The following is a 16,388-nucleotide window of genomic DNA, read 5'->3' as shown; positions in this document are numbered from 1 at the left end:
GCCGCGCCGTCATCCGGCGCCGGCAGCTGGAGGCCGCCCAGGGCGTCGTGGACGTCCTCCCCGCCGTGCTCGCCTCGGCGGACCGCTCGGTGTCGCACGCGCGGCTGGAGCTCGCGGCCGCGGAGGCGCAGCGCGCGAGCCAGAACGAGGAGCTCGCCGCGGTGCGGCGCGAGGAGTCGGCGCTCCGCGAGCGTCTGCACGGGATCACCGAGTCGGTGCACGGCCTGGAGCTGCAGATCTACGAGAAGAAGCTGCACTTGTCGAGCCTCCTGGAGCGGGCCGGCAGCGAGCTCGGCCTCGTGGAGGACGTGCTCGTGGCCGAGTACGGACCCGACGTGCCGGTGCCACCGGACACCCGCGACGAAGACAGCCGCGAGGACGATCCCGCCGGCGAGCCCGAGGAGCGTCCGGGCGCCCCCTACGTCCGCGAGCAGCAGCAGAAGCGCCTCGCGTCCGCCGAGCGCAAGCTCGGTCAGCTCGGGAGGGTGAATCCGCTCGCGCTGGAGGAGTTCGCCGCGCTGGAGCAGCGGCACAAGTTCCTCACCGAGCAGCTGACCGACCTCACCAACACCCGCAAGGACCTCGTGACGATCATCGAGGAGATCGACGAGAAGATGCAGACCATCTTCGAGTCGGCCTTCGCGGACACCGAGGCGGCGTTCGAGCGGGTGTTCCCGATCCTGTTCCCCGGCGGCTCCGGCCACATCGCGCTGACCGACCCGGACAACCTCCTCACCACGGGCATCGAAGTGTCGGTGAAGCCCGCCGGCAAGAAGATCGAGCGGCTCTCGCTGCTCTCCGGCGGCGAGCGCTCGCTGGCCGCCGTCGCGCTGCTGATCGCGATCTTCAAGGCCCGGCCCAGCCCGTTCTACATCATGGACGAGGTGGAGGCCGCGCTCGACGACGCCAACCTCGGCCGGCTGCTGACGATCTTCGAGGACCTGCGCGAGAACAGCCAGCTCATCGTGATCACCCACCAGAAGCGCACGATGGAGATCGCCGACGCCCTCTACGGCGTCTCGATGCGCCAGGACGGCGTCTCCGCAGTCGTCGGCCAGCGCGTCGTGCAGGAGCAGGCCTCCGCCTAGGCGTCCGCTGCCTCGAAGGCGATCGCCGCGAGCTTGGCGTCGATGCCGGCGAGGGCGTCGGCGGCGCGCCGCTCGCAGCGCATGGCGAGGCCGATGTGCCCCTGCTCGCGCAGCTCGTGCGCCAGCAGCAGGTCGTCGCGGTTGTCGCCGAGCGCGTCCTGCACGGCCTTGGCGGAGGCGGAGAGCCGGACCGCGACCCGGCCGAGGTCGTCCGCGACCGCGTCGGCCGCGTAGCGCACCTTGCGGGCCGCCTTGCGCGTGGCGTGGCGCTCCTCGAGGCTGTCGCCGTTCAGGCGGTGCACCTTCGCCACCGCCTTCTCCAGGCCGCGGGTGGTGACGCGGGCGGGATGCCTGCGGCCCTTCGCCGAGAGCGGCGGCTCCGCGGCGAACATCTGCAGATCGGCCAGCAGGGCGCGCAGCGCGGCGCCGTGCAGATACTCCAGCAGCGCGCCGATCTCCCGGTCGTGGGCCGCCCGGGTCTCGTCGGCCTCCGCCGTGACGGCGTCGACCACGTCCGGCTCGTCGTCCGCCTCCAGCAGGTCGTCGAGCGTCGCCGCCTTGACCTCGAGGTCGCGCACGGCGCCCAGCCGGTCGCCCAGCTCCGTCAGCCGCAGCCGCAGTTCGAGGGCCGCAGCCTCCTCGAACGCCGCCCGGTAGACCCGCAGGATGCTGCGCAGCCGGCGCACGCGGATGCGCGCCTGGTGGACGGCGTCCTCCCCGTCCTCCTCGATCGCCACCAGCTGCTCGGCGAGCTCGGCCGACACCGCCACGAGGGAGAACATGGCCACACCGTAGCAACTAGTCTGAGAGCATGGCAGACCGCACCTCCTGGTCCTTGTCGGGCGCCCTGCGCGGGCTGTTCGCCAAGAAGACCATCGACGACACCACCTGGGACGATCTGGAGGCGGCGCTCATCACCGCCGACTTCGGTCCCGATGTCACCGAGGCGGTCGTCGACGACCTGCGCGCCAAGGTGGAGCGCTACCACACCACGGATCCGGCCGATCTCCAGCGCATGCTGCGCGAGACGATGGAGGAGCGGCTCGCCAAGTTCGACACCACGCTGAAGCTCAGCGAGCGGCCGGCGATCGTGCTCGTCGTCGGCGTGAACGGCGTCGGCAAGACCACGACGATCGGCAAGTTCGCCAAGTTCCTGCGCACCTACGACCGCACGGTGGTGGTGGGCGCAGCCGACACCTTCCGCGCGGCCGCGGTCGAGCAGCTCGCCACCTGGGCGGACCGCGCGGGCGCGGAGATCGTCCGCCCGCAGCAGCAGGGCCAGGACCCGGCGTCGGTCGCGTTCCAGACGGTCGAGAAGGCCAAGCGCGACGGCACCGAGATCGTCATCATCGACACGGCGGGCCGGTTGCAGACCAAGGGCGGCCTGATGGACGAGCTGTCCAAGATCAAGCGCGTCGTCGAGAAGCAGGCGCCGATCGCGGAGGTGCTGCTGGTGCTGGACGCCACCACCGGCCAGAACGGACTGGCGCAGGCAGAGGCGTTCCTCGAGCACGCCGGCGTGACCGGGCTCGTCCTCACCAAGCTCGACGGGTCGGCCAAGGGCGGCTTCGTCCTGGCCGTGCAGGAGCGCACCGGCCTCCCGATCAAACTCGTCGGCCAGGGCGAGGGGATCAACGACCTGACCGGTTTCACCCCGCACGTCTTCGCACAGCAGCTCGTCGGATAGGGGGCGGCATGGCCATCGAGCACGACTACTTCGGCGTCATCGACGAGACCGCGTCGGGCGGCCTCGCCTGGAACGACACGGTGGAGCTCGCCGATCAGGCGGTCGAGGTCGAGTTGCGCGCCGACGACGAGCAGGCGGTGGGGGAGTTCGCCCTCGACTCGGCGGCCGCGCTCATCCAGGCCCTGGAGGGCTTCGACGCCCGGGCCAGGGACGCCCTGATCGCCGAGCTGAGCTCGCGGCAGTCCGCGACGACGAACTACATCGACGAGCACGTGGACAAGCTGGGGGAGTCGCTGCTCGACCTCCTGGTCTACAACTCCGGAGACATCGCGATCGACGTGCTGCGCTCCCTCCAGCTGCTGACCGTCACGGTGCAGGCCGACCAGGCGGGCGAGGACGAGGCCTTCGCCACCTTCGACTACTCGATCAGCCCGGACGAGACGGACGCGATCCTGACGGTGTCGTTCGACGTGCGCGGCGACGTGGTCGCGGTCGACACGCAGGGGTGAGCCGAAGGGGCTGACGCGCAGGGCGGAGCCTCGGCGAGCGGCCAGTCTCGCCCGGTAGACTTGCACGATCATGGCTACTTTCGGCTCGCTGTCCGACCGTCTTACGGACACCTTCAAGAATCTGCGCACCAAGGGCAAGCTCTCCCCGTCCGACGTGGACGGCACGGTGCGCGAGATCCGCCGCGCGCTGCTCGACGCCGACGTGGCGCTCGACGTCGTCAAGGACTTCACCGGCAAGGTGCGCGAGCGCGCGCTCTCCGACGAGGTCAACAAGGCGCTGAACCCGGCCCAGCAGGTCGTCCAGATCGTCAACGAGGAGCTCGTCGCGATCCTCGGCGGTCAGCAGCGCCGCCTCCAGTTCGCCAAGAAGCCGCCGACGGTGATCATGCTCGCCGGCCTCCAGGGCGCGGGGAAGACCACGCTCGCGGGCAAGCTCGGCAAGTGGCTGGTCAAGGACGGCCACACGCCGCTCCTCGTCGCCGCCGACCTCCAGCGGCCGAACGCCGTGACTCAGCTCCAGATCGTCGGCGAGCAGGCCGGCGTGCCGGTCTACGCACCGGAGCCCGGCAACGGCGTCGGCAACCCGGTCAAGGTGGCCAAGGACGCCATGAAGTTCGCCGAGACCAAGCAGTACGACACCGTCGTCATCGACACCGCCGGCCGCCTCGGCGTCGACGCCGAGCTCATGAAGCAGGCCGCCGACATCCGCAAGGCCACCGAGCCGGACGAAGTGCTGTTCGTGATCGACGCCATGATCGGTCAGGACGCCGTGGCCACCGCCAAGGCGTTCCAGGACGGCGTCGACTTCACCGGCGTCGTGCTCTCCAAGCTCGACGGCGACGCTCGTGGAGGCGCGGCCCTCTCGGTGGCGTCCATCACCGGCCGCCCGATCATCTTCGCCTCCACCGGCGAGGGCCTGGACGACTTCGAGCCGTTCCACCCCGACCGCATGGCGTCGCGCATCCTCGACCTCGGCGACATCCTCACCCTCATCGAGCAGGCCCAGGAGGCCTTCGACGAGGATGAGGCGCGCAAGGTCGCCGAGAAGTTCGCGACCGACAGCTTCACGCTCGACGACTTCCTCAAGCAGATGCAGCAGCTGCGCAACATGGGCTCCATCAAGAAGATGATGGGCATGCTCCCGGGCGCCGGCCAGATGAAGCAGCAGCTCGACAACTTCGACGAGCGCGAGATCGTGCGCACCGAGGCCATCATCCAGTCGATGACCACGGCCGAGCGCACCACGCCGAAGCTGCTCAACGGTTCGCGCCGCCTGCGCATCGCCAAGGGCTCCGGCACGACGGTCACCGAGGTGAACCAGCTCGTCAACCGCTTCGAGCAGGCCGCCAAGATGATGAAGACCGTCGCCAAGGGCGGCGTCCCGAACGTCCCGGGCATGGGCCCGATCCCCGGCGCCGGCTACGCGGGCCGCGGCAAGCAGCAGCCCAAGAAGAAGGGCTCGCGCTCGGGCAACCCGGCCAAGCGCGCCGCGGAGAACGCGGCGCTGGCGTCCGGCGTCAAGCCGGCGACGGGCGCGACTGCGGGTACGGGCTTCGGACTCGGCTCGGGCAACAAGGCGAAGGCCGGAGGCCCGACCGAGGAGGAGCTGGCCGCCCTGCAGAAGTTCATGGGGCGCTGAGGCCCTGGCGGTCCGCGACCGCTAGGAGGTCACGCCGAGCGGCGCGAGGCGGTCCTCGATCGCTTTCGCGACGGCGCGCTCGCCCGCCGCATTCGGGTGGATGCCGTCCGGCTGCACCAGCTCCGGGTGCGCGGCGAGCGGGTAGCCGATGTCGAGGAACGTCCCGTCGACGCCTGTCACGGCCTTCTCCACGATCGCGTCGACGGCGGCGACCGTCGGCGGCGGCGCGTCCGCGCCCCACACGGTCGTGATGCCGATGATGCGCGCCCGCGGGAAGGTGTCCCTGAGCTCGCCCAGCAGCTCGTCCGCCGAGGAGGCTACGAGCGCCGGGTCCTCCGTGCGGTCGTTGCGGGTGGCCGCGATCAGGATGTAGTCCGGGTGCAGGCCGAGTGCCGTGTCGACCTGCTGGCGGTAGGTGTCCCCGTTCCAGCCCGGCTTGACGAAGCCGGAGCCCGAGACGGCGAGGTCCGTCAGCGTCCAGCCGTGCTGCGCCGCGACGAGCGCCGGCCAGGCCTGATCGGGACGGACGCCCTTGCCGAACGCGATGGAGTCGCCGATCGCGACGACCTGCGGTTTGGCGCGCTCCGCCGGAGCGGCGACGGCCGTGCCGTCCGCGGCGACCGGGCGCGCGCTGACCGCGGAGGAGCAGCCCGCGAGCGCGGCGGCGGCGAGGGCGATCGCGGCGATGGCGATCAGCCGGGGACGGGTGGCCACGCAGTGAGGCTAGACCGCCGAGACTGACAGATCCCTGTGTGTCCTGCCCGGGCGTGTCGCGCGCCGCGGTGGAGAGCGCCGAGCGGTCGGTCAGCAGGAGCGCGATGGCGGCGGCGGGGACGGCCGGGTCAGACGATCCCGTCCAGGCGCGAGAGCACGACCGTGGCGATCGCCTGCTGCCCTTCGAGCGTGGGATGCTCGCCGTCGTCCTGCACGAGGCCGACGTGGCCGCGGTAGGGCTGGCCGAGGTCGATCCACGTGCCGCCCGCCGCCGTCACGGCCCGCTTCAGGGCGTCGTTCAGCGGAGCGAGGTCGCTGTCGCTGGCCTCGCCGGTGAGCGCGTTGTAGCCGACCAGCCGGGCCTTGGGCAGCGAATCGCTCAGCCGCTCGACCGCGGCCGCCATCGCCGCGCCGACCGTCGCGGTGTCGTGGCCGAGGTCGTTGTCGGAGGCGCCGATGAACACGACATCGGCTTTCGCGGCGATCGCCTGGTCGATCTGGGCGCTGAAGTCGGAGTCGCTCGAGCCGACGGCGAGAAAGCCGGCGCCCGGCTCGCTGAAGTTCTGCAGGCCCCAGCGCCGGTCGACGGCCACCAGGGCGGGCCACGACTCGAACGGCTCCAGGCCCAGCCCCGACTCGATCGAGTCGCCGACGACCGCGACGACCGGGTGCTCGCCGCCGGTGACGGCGGCGCCGAAGGCCGGTTGCGAGGAGACCGACGCGCATCCGCTCAGGGCCACCGTCCCGAGCAGCAGCGCGGCGAGCGCTGCAGCGGCGGTGGCGAGGGGCCGGTGGTGGAACATGCGATCGAGCCTAGGCGACGAGCCTATGGATGGTCTTTGTGTGCGAGCCCGGTGCGCAGCTCGTGCGTCAGCGAGCTCACCACGGCCTGCAGGCTGCCGCCGTTGGCCTCCGCGACGGCGAGCTGGCGCTGGTAGCTCGCGCCGGCGTCGAGCACGTCGGCGACGGCGGCGAGCTCGGCGGAGCAGCCCAGCCGCTCCGCCGTGTCGGCGAGGTCGTCCACCAGCTGGAGGAGCTGCTCGCGCACCAGCCGCTCCGTGCCGTCGGGCGCGACGATGATCTCGGCGTCCAGCCCGTACCGGGCGGCCCGCCACTTGTTCTCGCGCACGAACCACGGCTGCAGGGTGACGGGCTCGACACCGTCGTCGAGGTCGCCGGACATCCGGTCGGTCAGGCAGTGGATGAGCGCGCCGACGGCTCCCACCTCGTCCGCCGTCGACAGCCCGTCGCACGCGCGCATCTCGACCGTGCCCCAGCGCGGCGAGGGCCGGATGTCCCAGCGGACCTCGCTGTGGTCCTCCACCACGCCGGTGGTCACCAGATCCTGCACGTACTCCTCGTAGTTCGCCCAGCTGCCGAACTGCCAGGGCAGCCCCGCGGTCGGCAGCTGCTGGAACATGAGCGCTCGGTTGGACGCGTAGCCCGTGCGGGCCCCCGCCCAGAACGGGCTCGACGCGCTCAGCGCCTGGAGGTGCGGGTAGTAGGTGAGCAGGCCGTTGACGATCGGCAGCGCCTTGTCGCGGTCGTCGATGCCGACGTGCACGTGGATGCCCCAGATCATCATCTGCCTGCCCCACCACTGCGTGCGGTCGAGCAGCCGGTCGTAGCGCTCGTTCGGCGTGATCTTCTGGTCGTACCACTGGGCGAAGGGGTGCGTGCCGGCGCACATCAGCTCCACGCCGAGCGGATCGGTGACCTCCCGGGTCAGCGCGATGAGCTCCTGGAGGTCGGCGATCGCCGCAGGAACCGTCCGGTGCACCCGGCTGACCAGCTCGACGGTGTTCAGGAGCAGCTCATGGGTGATCTGCGGGTGCTCCCGCCCGTCCGGTGTCCCGAGCTCGCGGAGCACCTCGTCGGCGATCTGGACCAGGTCGCCCGTGGCGCCGTCGACCAGCGCCAGCTCCCATTCGATCCCCACGGTGGAGCGCTCCGACTCTGCGAATTGGATCTGCATCGCTGTGACCCCGTCCGTCCGATTGTTCATTGGGCGCGCTTTTCTGACAGAATATCTAGTTGAGTTCGACGTGCCCGACCCTCTATCCGGCACGGCGGACGAACAATAGACCTCCTGCCGCGTGTGCCCCCACGCCCACGGCAGTCAGTTCGACAACGAATCCACCGGAACCCTGCGGGTTCCGGACGTCAACACAGGAGAATTGTGGCTGTCAAAATCCGTCTGAAGCGCCTGGGCAAGATCCGCGCTCCGTACTACCGCATCGTCGTCGCCGACTCGCGCACCAAGCGCGACGGTCGCGTCATCGAGGAGATCGGTCTGTACCACCCGACCGAGGAGCCCTCGCGCATCGAGGTCGACTCGGAGCGTGCTCAGTACTGGCTCGGCGTCGGCGCTCAGCCGTCCGAGCAGGTGCTCGTGCTGCTCAAGCTCACGGGCGACTGGGGCAAGTTCAAGGGCGACAAGGACGCCGTCTCGACCGTGAAGACGGCCGAGGCCAAGGAGTCGTTCGTCGCCGACGAGAAGAAGAAGCCGGTCCTCAAGCCGAAGAAGGACGAGACCGTCAAGAAGGCGGAGGCCGTCGTCGAGGCCGAGGTCGAGGCCGAGGAGGCCGCTGAGGCCGAGGTCGTCGCCGAGGCCGAGGCCGTTCTTGATGGAGAGACGCCGGCGGCCGAGGCCGACGGCGAGAAGGCGTAACACCTTGCTCGCTCCCGCTCTCACGCACCTGGTCAAGGGCATCGTCGACCACCCGGACGACGTGCACGTCGTGGCCAAGGGTTCGCCGCGTGGCGAGGTCCTCGAAGTTCGAGTGAACTCCGAGGACCTCGGGCGGGTCATCGGCCGCTCCGGCCGGACCGCCAAGGCCCTCCGCACGATCGTGGCAGCGCTGGCCGACGGCCGCCGCGTCCGCGTCGACGTCGTCGACGACTGAGGTGGCGGACCACAAGCTGCCCCGCAAGGAGGTCGCTCCGCGGCCGGGTCAGACCGAGCTGCGCGTCGGCCGGCTGACCAAGGCGCACGGACTGAAGGGCGCGCTCAAGCTCGAGCTGTTCACAGACGAGCCTGACCGCCGCTTCGTGCCGGGCGCCGTATTCACGCTCCAGGTGCCCACGGCCTCCAAGTGGCACGGCAAGACCATCGAGCTCATCGAGCTGCGCTGGTACAACGGCCATCCCGTCGGCTTCTTCGCCGGTGTGGACGACCGCACCGAGGCGGAGACGCTGGTCAAGGCCATCCTCTGGGTGAGTCAGGACGCCAAGCAGCTCCCCGAGGAGGAGGACGCCTGGTACGACCACCAGCTCGTCGGACTGAGCGCGCTCCGTGACGGTGCGGAGGTCGGCACCGTGACGCGCGTCGACCACTTCCCTGCGCAGGACCTGCTGGTCGTGCGCACGGCTCACGGCGAGGTCCTGGTGCCGTTCGTCGCGGCGATCGTGCCGGAGGTCGACATCGCCGCCGGCACAGTCACGCTCACGCCGCCGGCGGGGCTCTTCGAGGAGCTGCCGGATGACGACGTGCCGGAGGCCGAGGCGCCGGAGGCTCCCTCGGAGTCCGACGACGCCGAGCCGGAGAACGCCGAGCCGGTGCACCCTGGTTCGGAGAACACCGAGCCGGAGAACGCCGGGGACTGATCGTGGCCCACTACGTGATCGACGCCTCCGCCGCCATCGAGCTGGCGGAGGCCGGTTACGTCCCGGCGTCCGGCGACTCCCTGCTGGCCCCCACGCTGCTGCGCTCCGAGGTGCTCGCGCAGCTGCGCCGGTCGGTCGTCGCGGGTGAGCGGGACGACCGCGCGGCCCGGACGCTGATCGCCGCCGTCGACCGCCTCCCGATCCGGCTCCTGGGCGACCGGGTGCTGCGGAAGACCGCCTGGCGCCTCGCCGCCGAGCTCGGCTCGCCGGACACGTTCGCCGCCGAGTACGTCGCGCTCACCGTCCTGCACGGCGACGCGCTCGTCACCGACGTGCCCGACGCCTACACGGGCGCGAACGTTCCGCTGCGCACCGGAGCGGACCTCCTCCGCTCCTAGACGTCCGCGCGCGGACCGACGATGGCGAGCCCGCGCGCCCGCAGCAGGCGCGTGTCCGCGTCCAGGGCCGTCAGCAGCCGTTCGTGCGTGCCGACGATGTGGCGATGGATGCTGTCCGCCGCCGCGTCCGCGTCCCGTGCGGCGAGCTGGTCGACGATCGTGCGATGCTCCTCCCACGCCGTGCGACGGGCGTCGGCGGTGCGGACCTCCAGCCAGCGCGTGCGAGCGAGCCGGGTCATCGCCGAGGACACCGCGTCGGCGAAGAAGTGGTTGCCGCTGAGTGCGGCGAGCCGCACATGGAAACCTGCGCCGGCGGCGACCGCATCCTCGTCGCGCCGGTCCGGGTCGAAGCCGCCGAGATCGTCGCGCAGCGCCCGGACGTCGAGCTCCGACGCGCGAGCAGCGCTCAGTCGCACGGCGGCGCTCTCCAGGGCGTCGCGGAGCTCGCTGAGCCGCGTGATCTCGCCGAGGTCGATGGGGGAGACCTCCCACCCGCGTCCGTCGCGACGGACCAGGCCCTCGGCCTCCAATCGCATCAGGGCCGCGCGCAGCGGTGTGCGCGACGCCCCGAGCTCGGCTTCGAGCCCGCGCTCGGTGATGCGGGAGCCCGGCGTCCGCTCGAGATCGAGGATCGCGGAGCGCAGACGCTCGTACACGTGGGGCTGCTCGGGCATCGGGCTCCTTCGTTGGTATACCACGCCGGTATACCGCTAGGGTATACCGCATGAGCCGAAACGTGCGAGAAGAGACCGGCCAGTCGGCCACGGCCCCGGCGCCCAGGACACCGCGCCCCTGGCTCATGCTCGCCCTCGGCGTCGTCGGCCAGGCCAGCTCGACGGTCTTCGTCTCCACACCGGCCTTCCTGATCCCGCTGCTGCACACCGAACGAGGCCTCAGCCTCGCCCAGGCCGGGCTGCTCGCCTCGGCCCCGACCCTCGGGCTGGTGCTCGCGCTGATCGCCTGGGGCGCTCTGAGCGACCGGATCGGAGAGCGCTGGGTCATCGCGTCCGGCCTGGCGCTCACGGCGGCCGCCGCGATCGGCGCCATGTTCGTCTCGTCGTACGTCGCGCTCGGTGCGCTGTTCCTGGTCGGCGGGATGGCGGCGGCGAGCCCCAACGCCGCGAGCGGCCGCGTGGTCATCGGCTGGTTCGCCAAGGAGCGGCGCGGGCTCGCGATGGGCATCCGCCAGATGTGCCAGCCGCTCGGCGTCGCGATCGCCGCGATCAGCGTGCCGCTGCTCGCGGCCTCCGGAGGCATCGCGGCGGCCCTGGCCGTGCCCGCGGTGCTGTGCGGCGTCTCCGCGGTGCTGTGCGCCGTCGGGATCGTCGACCCGCCCCGTCCACCCCGTGCCGCCGCGGACGGCGAGGCGGCCCACCCGCAGGCCGCGTGGCGCCCGTACCGGGAGACCTCGCTGCTCTGGCGCATCCACATCGTGTCGATGCTGCTGGTGGTCCCGCAGTTCACGGTCTCCACGTTCGGGCTGGTCTGGCTGGTCACGGAGCTGCACTTCAGCTCGCTCGCCGCCGGGATCGTCATCGCGGTCAGCCAGTTCGCCGGGGCGCTCGGCCGCATCGGCGTCGGCGTGCTCAGCGATCGCGTCGGCAGCCACCTGGTGCCGCTGCGCTGGGTCTCGGTCGCGGCGGTCGCCGTCATGCTGCTGATGGGCGTGGCCTCCGCGCTCGGCTCGGTCGTGGCGGCGGTCATCCTCATCGTCGCCGCCGTCGTGACGGTCGCCGACAACGGCCTCGCCTACACCTCGGTCGCCGAGATCGCCGGGCCGTTCTGGTCGGGCCGCGCGCTCGGCGCGCAGAACACCGGACAGTTCCTGGCCGCGTCGGTGGTCGGCCCCGCCGTCGGCGCGCTCATCGGCTGGGTCGGCTTCCCGCTCGCGTTCGCCGCCGTCGCCCTCTGCCCGGCCGTGGCGGCGCCGCTGGTGCCGCGCGACCGGGAGCTCGCAATCGTCCCCGAATAGACTTCAGGGCATGCGCATCGACATCGTCACGATCTTCCCGACCTTCTTCGATGTGCTCGACATCTCGCTGCTCGGCAAGGCGCGACAGTCCGGCATCATCACGCTGGGCGTCCACGACCTCCGCGACCACACCCACGACCGGCACCGCACCGTCGACGACACGCCGTACGGCGGGGGCGCCGGCATGGTGATGAAGCCGGAGCCGTGGGGCGAGGCGCTGGATGCCGTGCTCGACGGCGCTTCGACCGGAGGCGCCGATCCCGTGCTCATCTTCCCGTCGCCCGCCGGCGAGGTCTTCACGCAGGCGATGGCCCGGGAGCTCGCCGCCGAGTCCCACCTCGTGTTCGGCTGCGGCCGCTACGAGGGCATCGACCAGCGCGTCTTCGACGAGTACGCCTCCCGTGCGCGGGTGCGCCTGGTGAGCATCGGCGACTACGTGCTCAACGGCGGGGAGGTCGCCACGATGGCGATGATCGAGGCCATCGGCAGGCTCATCCCCGGCGTCGTCGGCAACCCGGAGAGCCTGGTGCAGGAGTCGCACGAGGACGGCCTGCTGGAGTACCCGTCGTACACGAAGCCCGCCGAATGGCGCGGCCACGACGTCCCGCCGGTGCTGCTGTCCGGCAACCACGGCGCGATCGACACCTGGCGCCGCGAGCAGTCCGTCGCCCGCACCGCCCGCGTCCGCCCCGACCTCCTCCGGTAGCCCGCCAACCCCACCGTCGCTTCCGGAGTTGTGTACGCGACACGCCGGCGCGAGCCGAGCACATCTCCGGAACGGATGGTCAGGGGGCGCTGAGGACGAGGGGGCCGTTCTCGGTGATCGCGACGGTGTGCTCGGAGTGCGCTCCTCGGGAGCCGTCGGCCGAGCGCAGCGTCCAGCCGTCCGGGTCGGTGAAGATCTCGTCGGTGGACTCCAGGAACCACGGCTCGATCGCGATGACCAGCCCGGGGCGCAGCGGGAAGCCGCGGCCGGCGCGGCCGTCGTTCGGGATGTGCGGGTCGCCGTGCATCGTGCGCCCGACGCCGTGGCCGCCGAACTGGGTGTTCACGGAGTACCCCTCCGCGTGCGCGACGGCCGCGATCGCCGCCGAGATGTCACCGACCTTCCCGCCGGGCTGGGCGGCCGCGATCCCCGCGCTCAGTGCGCGCCGGGTGGTCTCGATGAGCCGGAGGTCCTCGTCGCGCGCCGACCCGACGACGATGCTGACCGCCGAGTCGGCCACCCAGCCGTCGACGCTCGCGGCGAAGTCGAGGCTGAGCAGATCGCCGTCGCGCAGCCGGTAGTCGTGCGGGAGGCCGTGCAGGACGGCGTCGTTGACGGAGGTGCAGATCACCTTGCCGAACGGGCTCGCGCCGAACGACGGGTGGTAGTCGATGTAGCAGGACTCCGCCCCGCGCTTCCGGATCAGCTCGTGCGCGATCCGGTCCAGCTCCAGGAGGTTGACGCCCACCTTGGCCGCTGCGGCGGTCTGCGCGAGGACATCGGCGACGAACCGGCCGGCCGGCCGCATCTGCTCGATCTCGGCGGGGGTCCTCAGCTCGATCACGGGGTCCTCTTTCTGTGTGGGGGCTGCGTCCAGTCTTCCATGTGGAGGCGGGGGTCCGGCCGCAGTGCGCTGCTGTCGAGTCCGCCTACGGCACTGTGTTTGTCGAGTCCGCCTACGGCGAACCAGCAGCCGCCGCACAGCCGCGCACGGTTACGCTGGTGGCGTGTTCATCCGCAAGGCGTTCTACTGGTGGCTCTTCCCGTCCGCCGTGGTGCTGCCCGTCTGGCTGCTGATCGGCTGGGCCGCGTTCAACCAGGGCAGCGGCTGGAGCTTCCTCGGGCTGCTCGTGCTGTGCCCGCTCCTGTTCGTGGCGCTGATCGCGATCGGCGGCATCCTGGTGGCTCGCAAGAGCGTCAGGGAGGCCCGCGCGGTCTCCTGGTACGACACCGGCCTCCTCGCCGGCTGGAGCGCCTCCATCATCGCGTTCGGCTTCTTCCCGCCCGGCGCCACCGGCTGGATCGCCGTCCTCGGCGTGCTGTTCTTCCTGGCGCTGTTCTGGGTCGGGCTGTGGGAGCTGGTCACCGAGACACGCGACCGCGTCGCCGTCACCTACGCCGCCTACCAGCGGGTGGCGCAGCCGCAGCAGGCCGCGCCCGAGAACCCGGTCGTGGACGACGCGGACGTCATCATCATCGAAGAGCGCCGCGAGGACTGAGCGCCGCCGCTCCGAGCCGCCGCCCCGCGGCCCGCGCTTTGGCAATAGCGCCCCGCGCGTGGCAGAATAGACCTTCGTGCCGCCGCCCGGCTCTGCCGCAGGGGAGCCAGCAATTCGAGCGAGCACACCCAATCGAATCCCGGTCGCCCGGCCGTGTGCGCACAACGCGCATCGGCAGGCGGCCCCGAATCCGTCCCCGACCTGCTGGCGGGTACAGAGAGCGAACAGCAATGCACATCCTCGATCAGGTGGACGCCGCGTCCCTCAAGTCGGACATCCCCTCGTTCCGTGCCGGCGACACCGTCAAGGTGCACGTCAACATCATCGAGGGCACCCGCGCTCGTATCCAGGTCTTCCAGGGCGTCGTGATCGGCCGCTCGGGCGAAGGCGTCCGCGAGACCTTCACGGTCCGCAAGGTCAGCTTCCAGGTCGGCGTCGAGCGCACCTTCCCGGTGCACTCGCCGGTCATCGACCACATCGAGGTCGTCACCCGCGGTGACGTCCGTCGCGCCAAGCTGTACTACCTCCGCGAGCTCCGCGGCAAGAAGGCGAAGATCAAGGAGAAGCGCGACAACTGAGCGTTTCGCGCGCGACTCTTCCTGAGCTCCCGGTCCTACACTGGACCGGGAGCTCAGTCAGTTAACGAGCCAGGCAGGGTGGATGACGGACGAGACACTGCCCACGCGACCCGAACGCGTGGCAGGCGGAGAGCGCGGCAGGCGCAGCGGCCTGCTGTTCCTGCGGGACGTTCTCATCGTCGTGGTGATCGCGCTGCTGGTGGCCTTCCTGGTGAAGACCTTCGTGGTCCGCTCGTTCTACATCCCGTCGGGCTCGATGGAGAACACCCTCCAGATCAACGACAAGATCCTGGTGAACGAGCTGCAGCCGTCGCTGTTCCCACTGAGCCGCGGCGATGTCGTGGTGTTCCGGGATCCGGGCGGCTGGCTCCCGAAGTCGCCGCCGGCCACCCGCAACCCGCTGGCCCAGGCGGCCGACACCGCCCTCACCTTCGTCGGGCTGTCCGCCTCCGACAGCGACGACCACCTCGTCAAGCGGATCATCGGACTGCCGGGGGACCACGTGGTGTGCTGCGACGCGGCCGGCCGCATCACGGTGAACGGCACGGCGATCCACGAGCCCTACATCGAGCTTCCGCCGGGCCAGACGAACGCGGCGACGCTCGCCTTCGACGTGACAGTGCCCCCGGGCCGCCTCTGGGTGATGGGGGACAACCGTTACGACTCGCAGGACTCGTCGCGCAACCAGGCCCTGCCCGGCCACGGCTTCGTGCCGCTCGACCACGTGGTCGGCCGCGCGGTCGTGATCAGCTGGCCGGTCAGCAGATGGACGTGGTTGGACGACTATCCTGAAGCCTTCAGAGGCGTGGAGGAGAAGAAGAGATGATGACGCCGGTGTCGCCCACGTTGCGCTTCGAGAAGGCGCTGTACCGCGACGGCGTCACCTCGATCGTGGCGGTCGACGAGGTCGGCCGCGGCGCGCTCGCCGGTCCGGTCGCGGTCGGCATGGTCGTCATCGACACCGCGGTCAAGCGCATCCCGCCGGGCCTGCGCGACTCCAAGCTGCTGCCGGAGCCGGTCCGCGAGGCCCTGGAGCCCGCCTGCCGGCGCTGGTCGCTGTTCCACGCTGTGGGCATGGCGTCCGCGGAGGAAGTCGACTCGCTCGGGATCATGCGCTGCCTGGGGCTCGCCGGCGCGCGCGCTCTGGCGATGCTGGAGGACCGGGGCGCCCAGGTGCGGGAGAGCACGATGATCTTGGACGGCAACTACGACTACCTGAGCCCTGCACTGATGCGCCCGGCGCGCGTCGTGACCCGGATCAAGGCCGACCGGGACTGCGCCTCCGTGGCCGCGGCCTCCGTCATCGCGAAGGTGCACCGCGACCGGCTGATGATCGGCCACGACGCGGATTACCCGGGCTACGGCTGGGTGAGCAACAAGGGCTACTCCACCCCGGAGCACTTCGCCGCGATCGCCGAGCTCGGGCCGAGCGCGCTGCACCGGCTGACCTGGCTGAAGGACCTCGCGACGCTGGACATGCCGACCTAGTCGCGCCCGGCTAGACTTGGCGAACGATGGATGAGGACGAGTTCGACGACTACGACCGCGAGGTCGAGCTGGCTTTGTATCGCGAATACCGGGACGTCGTCTCGCAGTTCAAGTACGTGATCGAGACCGAGCGCCGCTTCTACCTCGCGAACGAGGTGGAGTTCGTGCGCCGCGACACGGAGCACGACTTCTACTTCGAGCTGACGATGAACGACGTCTGGGTGTGGGATGTCTACCGCGCAGACCGCTTCGTGAAGTCCGTTCGGGTGCTGACCTTCAAGGATGTGAACATCGAGGAGCTGTCGAGCAAGGAGTTCGAGCTCCCCAAGGAGCTCGCGCTCGATGAGTGAGCGGTCTCCTGTGAGCGGTTCTCTGTGAGCCGTTCTCTGCTGTGCGGTTCTGTATTGTGCGGTTCTGTGCTGTCGTCCTCCACAGCTCGCTGACCCGGGCGACTTCTCCACAGATTCCCCGGCGTCCGACTCTGCCGCGTTCCCGCCGACCAGG

General features: G+C 70.8%; 21 protein-coding genes. 15 read left to right on the top strand and 6 right to left on the bottom strand.

Features of this window, described 5'->3' with window-relative positions:
* A partial coding sequence (locus tag AC3A3H_RS06180) for an AAA family ATPase (protein ID WP_487613665.1) occupies positions 1–1,088 on the top strand: 1,088 nt, incomplete at its 5' end.
* On the opposite strand, the gene AC3A3H_RS06175 is transcribed toward AC3A3H_RS06180, so the two are convergent.
* Entirely contained in the window at positions 1,085–1,870 is a 786-nt protein-coding gene (locus AC3A3H_RS06175; protein ID WP_487613664.1) for a CHAD domain-containing protein, read from the bottom strand. The two genes, AC3A3H_RS06180 and AC3A3H_RS06175, sit on opposite strands and share 4 nt — an antisense overlap.
* Before the next feature lie 29 nt (positions 1,871–1,899).
* On the opposite strand from AC3A3H_RS06175, the gene ftsY reads away from it, so the two are divergent.
* From ftsY to ffh, 3 genes are all read left to right on the top strand, one after another.
* Positions 1,900–2,775, top strand: coding sequence for a signal recognition particle-docking protein FtsY (ftsY, locus tag AC3A3H_RS06170; protein ID WP_487613663.1), 876 nt, complete (start codon positions 1,900–1,902; stop codon positions 2,773–2,775).
* A gap of 8 nt (positions 2,776–2,783) precedes the next feature.
* On the top strand, positions 2,784–3,284 hold the full coding sequence (locus tag AC3A3H_RS06165) for a DUF2004 domain-containing protein (protein ID WP_487613662.1): 501 nt from the start codon (positions 2,784–2,786) through the stop codon (positions 3,282–3,284).
* Positions 3,285–3,354: 70 nt separating this feature from the next.
* Complete coding sequence (gene ffh / locus AC3A3H_RS06160; RefSeq protein WP_487613661.1) at positions 3,355–4,923, top strand: signal recognition particle protein; 1,569 nt, start codon at positions 3,355–3,357, stop codon at positions 4,921–4,923.
* Positions 4,924–4,944: 21 nt separating this feature from the next.
* Here the strand turns inward: ffh and AC3A3H_RS06155 are convergent, their stop codons facing one another.
* From AC3A3H_RS06155 to AC3A3H_RS06145, 3 genes are all read right to left on the bottom strand, one after another.
* Positions 4,945–5,637 carry an SGNH/GDSL hydrolase family protein gene (locus AC3A3H_RS06155; RefSeq protein ID WP_487613660.1) on the bottom strand — a complete coding sequence of 231 codons (693 nt, stop codon included), beginning with the start codon at positions 5,635–5,637 and terminating at the stop codon, positions 4,945–4,947.
* A gap of 128 nt (positions 5,638–5,765) precedes the next feature.
* On the bottom strand, positions 5,766–6,440 hold the full coding sequence (locus tag AC3A3H_RS06150; protein WP_487613659.1) for an SGNH/GDSL hydrolase family protein: 675 nt from the start codon (positions 6,438–6,440) through the stop codon (positions 5,766–5,768).
* A gap of 23 nt (positions 6,441–6,463) precedes the next feature.
* Positions 6,464–7,612: a glutamate--cysteine ligase gene (locus AC3A3H_RS06145; protein WP_487613658.1), complete on the bottom strand. Its 1,149-nt coding sequence runs from the start codon at positions 7,610–7,612 to the stop codon at positions 6,464–6,466.
* A gap of 204 nt (positions 7,613–7,816) precedes the next feature.
* Between AC3A3H_RS06145 and rpsP the strand changes: the two genes are divergently transcribed.
* From rpsP to AC3A3H_RS06125, 4 genes are read left to right on the top strand one after another with little or no spacing between them, the layout of a single operon-like run.
* Positions 7,817–8,308, top strand: a complete 492-nt coding sequence (gene rpsP, locus AC3A3H_RS06140) for a 30S ribosomal protein S16 (RefSeq protein ID WP_487613657.1) — start codon at positions 7,817–7,819, stop codon at positions 8,306–8,308.
* Between the two features lie 4 nt (positions 8,309–8,312).
* Complete coding sequence (locus tag AC3A3H_RS06135; protein ID WP_487613656.1) at positions 8,313–8,543, top strand: RNA-binding protein; 231 nt, start codon at positions 8,313–8,315, stop codon at positions 8,541–8,543.
* A gap of 1 nt (position 8,544) precedes the next feature.
* Positions 8,545–9,243 (top strand): ribosome maturation factor RimM, encoded by a 699-nt coding sequence (gene rimM, locus AC3A3H_RS06130; protein ID WP_487613655.1) that lies wholly within the window; start codon positions 8,545–8,547, stop codon positions 9,241–9,243.
* A gap of 2 nt (positions 9,244–9,245) precedes the next feature.
* Positions 9,246–9,641 carry a type II toxin-antitoxin system VapC family toxin gene (locus AC3A3H_RS06125; RefSeq protein ID WP_487613654.1) on the top strand — a complete coding sequence of 132 codons (396 nt, stop codon included), beginning with the start codon at positions 9,246–9,248 and terminating at the stop codon, positions 9,639–9,641.
* Here AC3A3H_RS06125 and AC3A3H_RS06120 read toward each other — a convergent pair.
* A complete protein-coding gene (locus tag AC3A3H_RS06120) occupies positions 9,638–10,315 on the bottom strand; it encodes a GntR family transcriptional regulator (protein WP_487613653.1) in 678 nt (225 codons plus the stop codon). The two genes, AC3A3H_RS06125 and AC3A3H_RS06120, sit on opposite strands and share 4 nt — an antisense overlap.
* A gap of 50 nt (positions 10,316–10,365) precedes the next feature.
* On the opposite strand from AC3A3H_RS06120, the gene AC3A3H_RS06115 reads away from it, so the two are divergent.
* Both AC3A3H_RS06115 and trmD read left to right on the top strand, forming a co-directional pair.
* Positions 10,366–11,613, top strand: a complete 1,248-nt coding sequence (locus tag AC3A3H_RS06115; protein ID WP_487613652.1) for an MFS transporter — start codon at positions 10,366–10,368, stop codon at positions 11,611–11,613.
* A 10-nt stretch (positions 11,614–11,623) separates the two neighbouring features.
* Positions 11,624–12,319, top strand: a complete 696-nt coding sequence (trmD, locus tag AC3A3H_RS06110) for a tRNA (guanosine(37)-N1)-methyltransferase TrmD (protein WP_487613651.1) — start codon at positions 11,624–11,626, stop codon at positions 12,317–12,319.
* Positions 12,320–12,398: 79 nt separating this feature from the next.
* Here trmD and map read toward each other — a convergent pair whose 3' ends face one another.
* A complete protein-coding gene (gene map / locus AC3A3H_RS06105) occupies positions 12,399–13,163 on the bottom strand; it encodes a type I methionyl aminopeptidase (RefSeq protein WP_487613650.1) in 765 nt (254 codons plus the stop codon).
* Positions 13,164–13,326: 163 nt separating this feature from the next.
* Between map and AC3A3H_RS06100 the strand changes: the two genes are divergently transcribed.
* The 5 genes from AC3A3H_RS06100 to AC3A3H_RS06080 all read left to right on the top strand — a co-directional run bounded on the left by AC3A3H_RS06100 (position 13,327) and on the right by AC3A3H_RS06080 (position 16,234).
* Positions 13,327–13,818: a hypothetical protein gene (locus AC3A3H_RS06100; protein WP_487613649.1), complete on the top strand. Its 492-nt coding sequence runs from the start codon at positions 13,327–13,329 to the stop codon at positions 13,816–13,818.
* 230 nt (positions 13,819–14,048) lie between these two features.
* A complete protein-coding gene (gene rplS / locus AC3A3H_RS06095; protein ID WP_487613648.1) occupies positions 14,049–14,396 on the top strand; it encodes a 50S ribosomal protein L19 in 348 nt (115 codons plus the stop codon).
* A gap of 82 nt (positions 14,397–14,478) precedes the next feature.
* On the top strand, positions 14,479–15,222 hold the full coding sequence (lepB, locus tag AC3A3H_RS06090; protein ID WP_487613647.1) for a signal peptidase I: 744 nt from the start codon (positions 14,479–14,481) through the stop codon (positions 15,220–15,222).
* Positions 15,222–15,884 carry a ribonuclease HII gene (gene rnhB / locus AC3A3H_RS06085; RefSeq protein WP_487613672.1) on the top strand — a complete coding sequence of 221 codons (663 nt, stop codon included), beginning with the start codon at positions 15,222–15,224 and terminating at the stop codon, positions 15,882–15,884. The genes lepB and rnhB overlap by 1 nt, the downstream gene beginning before the upstream one ends.
* Positions 15,885–15,910: 26 nt before the next feature.
* Positions 15,911–16,234: a DUF2469 family protein gene (locus tag AC3A3H_RS06080; protein ID WP_018190696.1), complete on the top strand. Its 324-nt coding sequence runs from the start codon at positions 15,911–15,913 to the stop codon at positions 16,232–16,234.
* Positions 16,235–16,388 lie beyond the last annotated feature (154 nt).

Source organism: Leifsonia sp. Soil_N53, from assembly GCF_057655165.1.
The sequence above is the reverse complement of the archived record's forward strand: the minus strand, read 5'-3'. Positions and strand labels throughout refer to the sequence as shown.

Excerpts from the sequence above, each read along its gene's own strand:
- AC3A3H_RS06115 (WP_487613652.1), top strand. The coding sequence starts at position 10,366 with ATGAGCCGAAACGTGCGAGAAGAGACCGGCCAGTCGGCCACGGCCCCG.
- AC3A3H_RS06150 (WP_487613659.1), bottom strand. The coding sequence starts at position 6,440 with ATGTTCCACCACCGGCCCCTCGCCACCGCCGCTGCAGCGCTCGCCGCG.
- AC3A3H_RS06120 (WP_487613653.1), bottom strand. The coding sequence starts at position 10,315 with ATGCCCGAGCAGCCCCACGTGTACGAGCGTCTGCGCTCCGCGATCCTC.
- lepB (WP_487613647.1), top strand. The coding sequence starts at position 14,479 with ATGACGGACGAGACACTGCCCACGCGACCCGAACGCGTGGCAGGCGGA.
- ffh (WP_487613661.1), top strand. The coding sequence starts at position 3,355 with ATGGCTACTTTCGGCTCGCTGTCCGACCGTCTTACGGACACCTTCAAG.
- AC3A3H_RS06145 (WP_487613658.1), bottom strand. The coding sequence starts at position 7,612 with ATGCAGATCCAATTCGCAGAGTCGGAGCGCTCCACCGTGGGGATCGAA.
- ftsY (WP_487613663.1), top strand. The coding sequence starts at position 1,900 with ATGGCAGACCGCACCTCCTGGTCCTTGTCGGGCGCCCTGCGCGGGCTG.
- AC3A3H_RS06165 (WP_487613662.1), top strand. The coding sequence starts at position 2,784 with ATGGCCATCGAGCACGACTACTTCGGCGTCATCGACGAGACCGCGTCG.
- rnhB (WP_487613672.1), top strand. The coding sequence starts at position 15,222 with ATGACGCCGGTGTCGCCCACGTTGCGCTTCGAGAAGGCGCTGTACCGC.
- AC3A3H_RS06175 (WP_487613664.1), bottom strand. The coding sequence starts at position 1,870 with ATGTTCTCCCTCGTGGCGGTGTCGGCCGAGCTCGCCGAGCAGCTGGTG.
- rplS (WP_487613648.1), top strand. The coding sequence starts at position 14,049 with ATGCACATCCTCGATCAGGTGGACGCCGCGTCCCTCAAGTCGGACATC.
- trmD (WP_487613651.1), top strand. The coding sequence starts at position 11,624 with ATGCGCATCGACATCGTCACGATCTTCCCGACCTTCTTCGATGTGCTC.
- AC3A3H_RS06080 (WP_018190696.1), top strand. The coding sequence starts at position 15,911 with ATGGATGAGGACGAGTTCGACGACTACGACCGCGAGGTCGAGCTGGCT.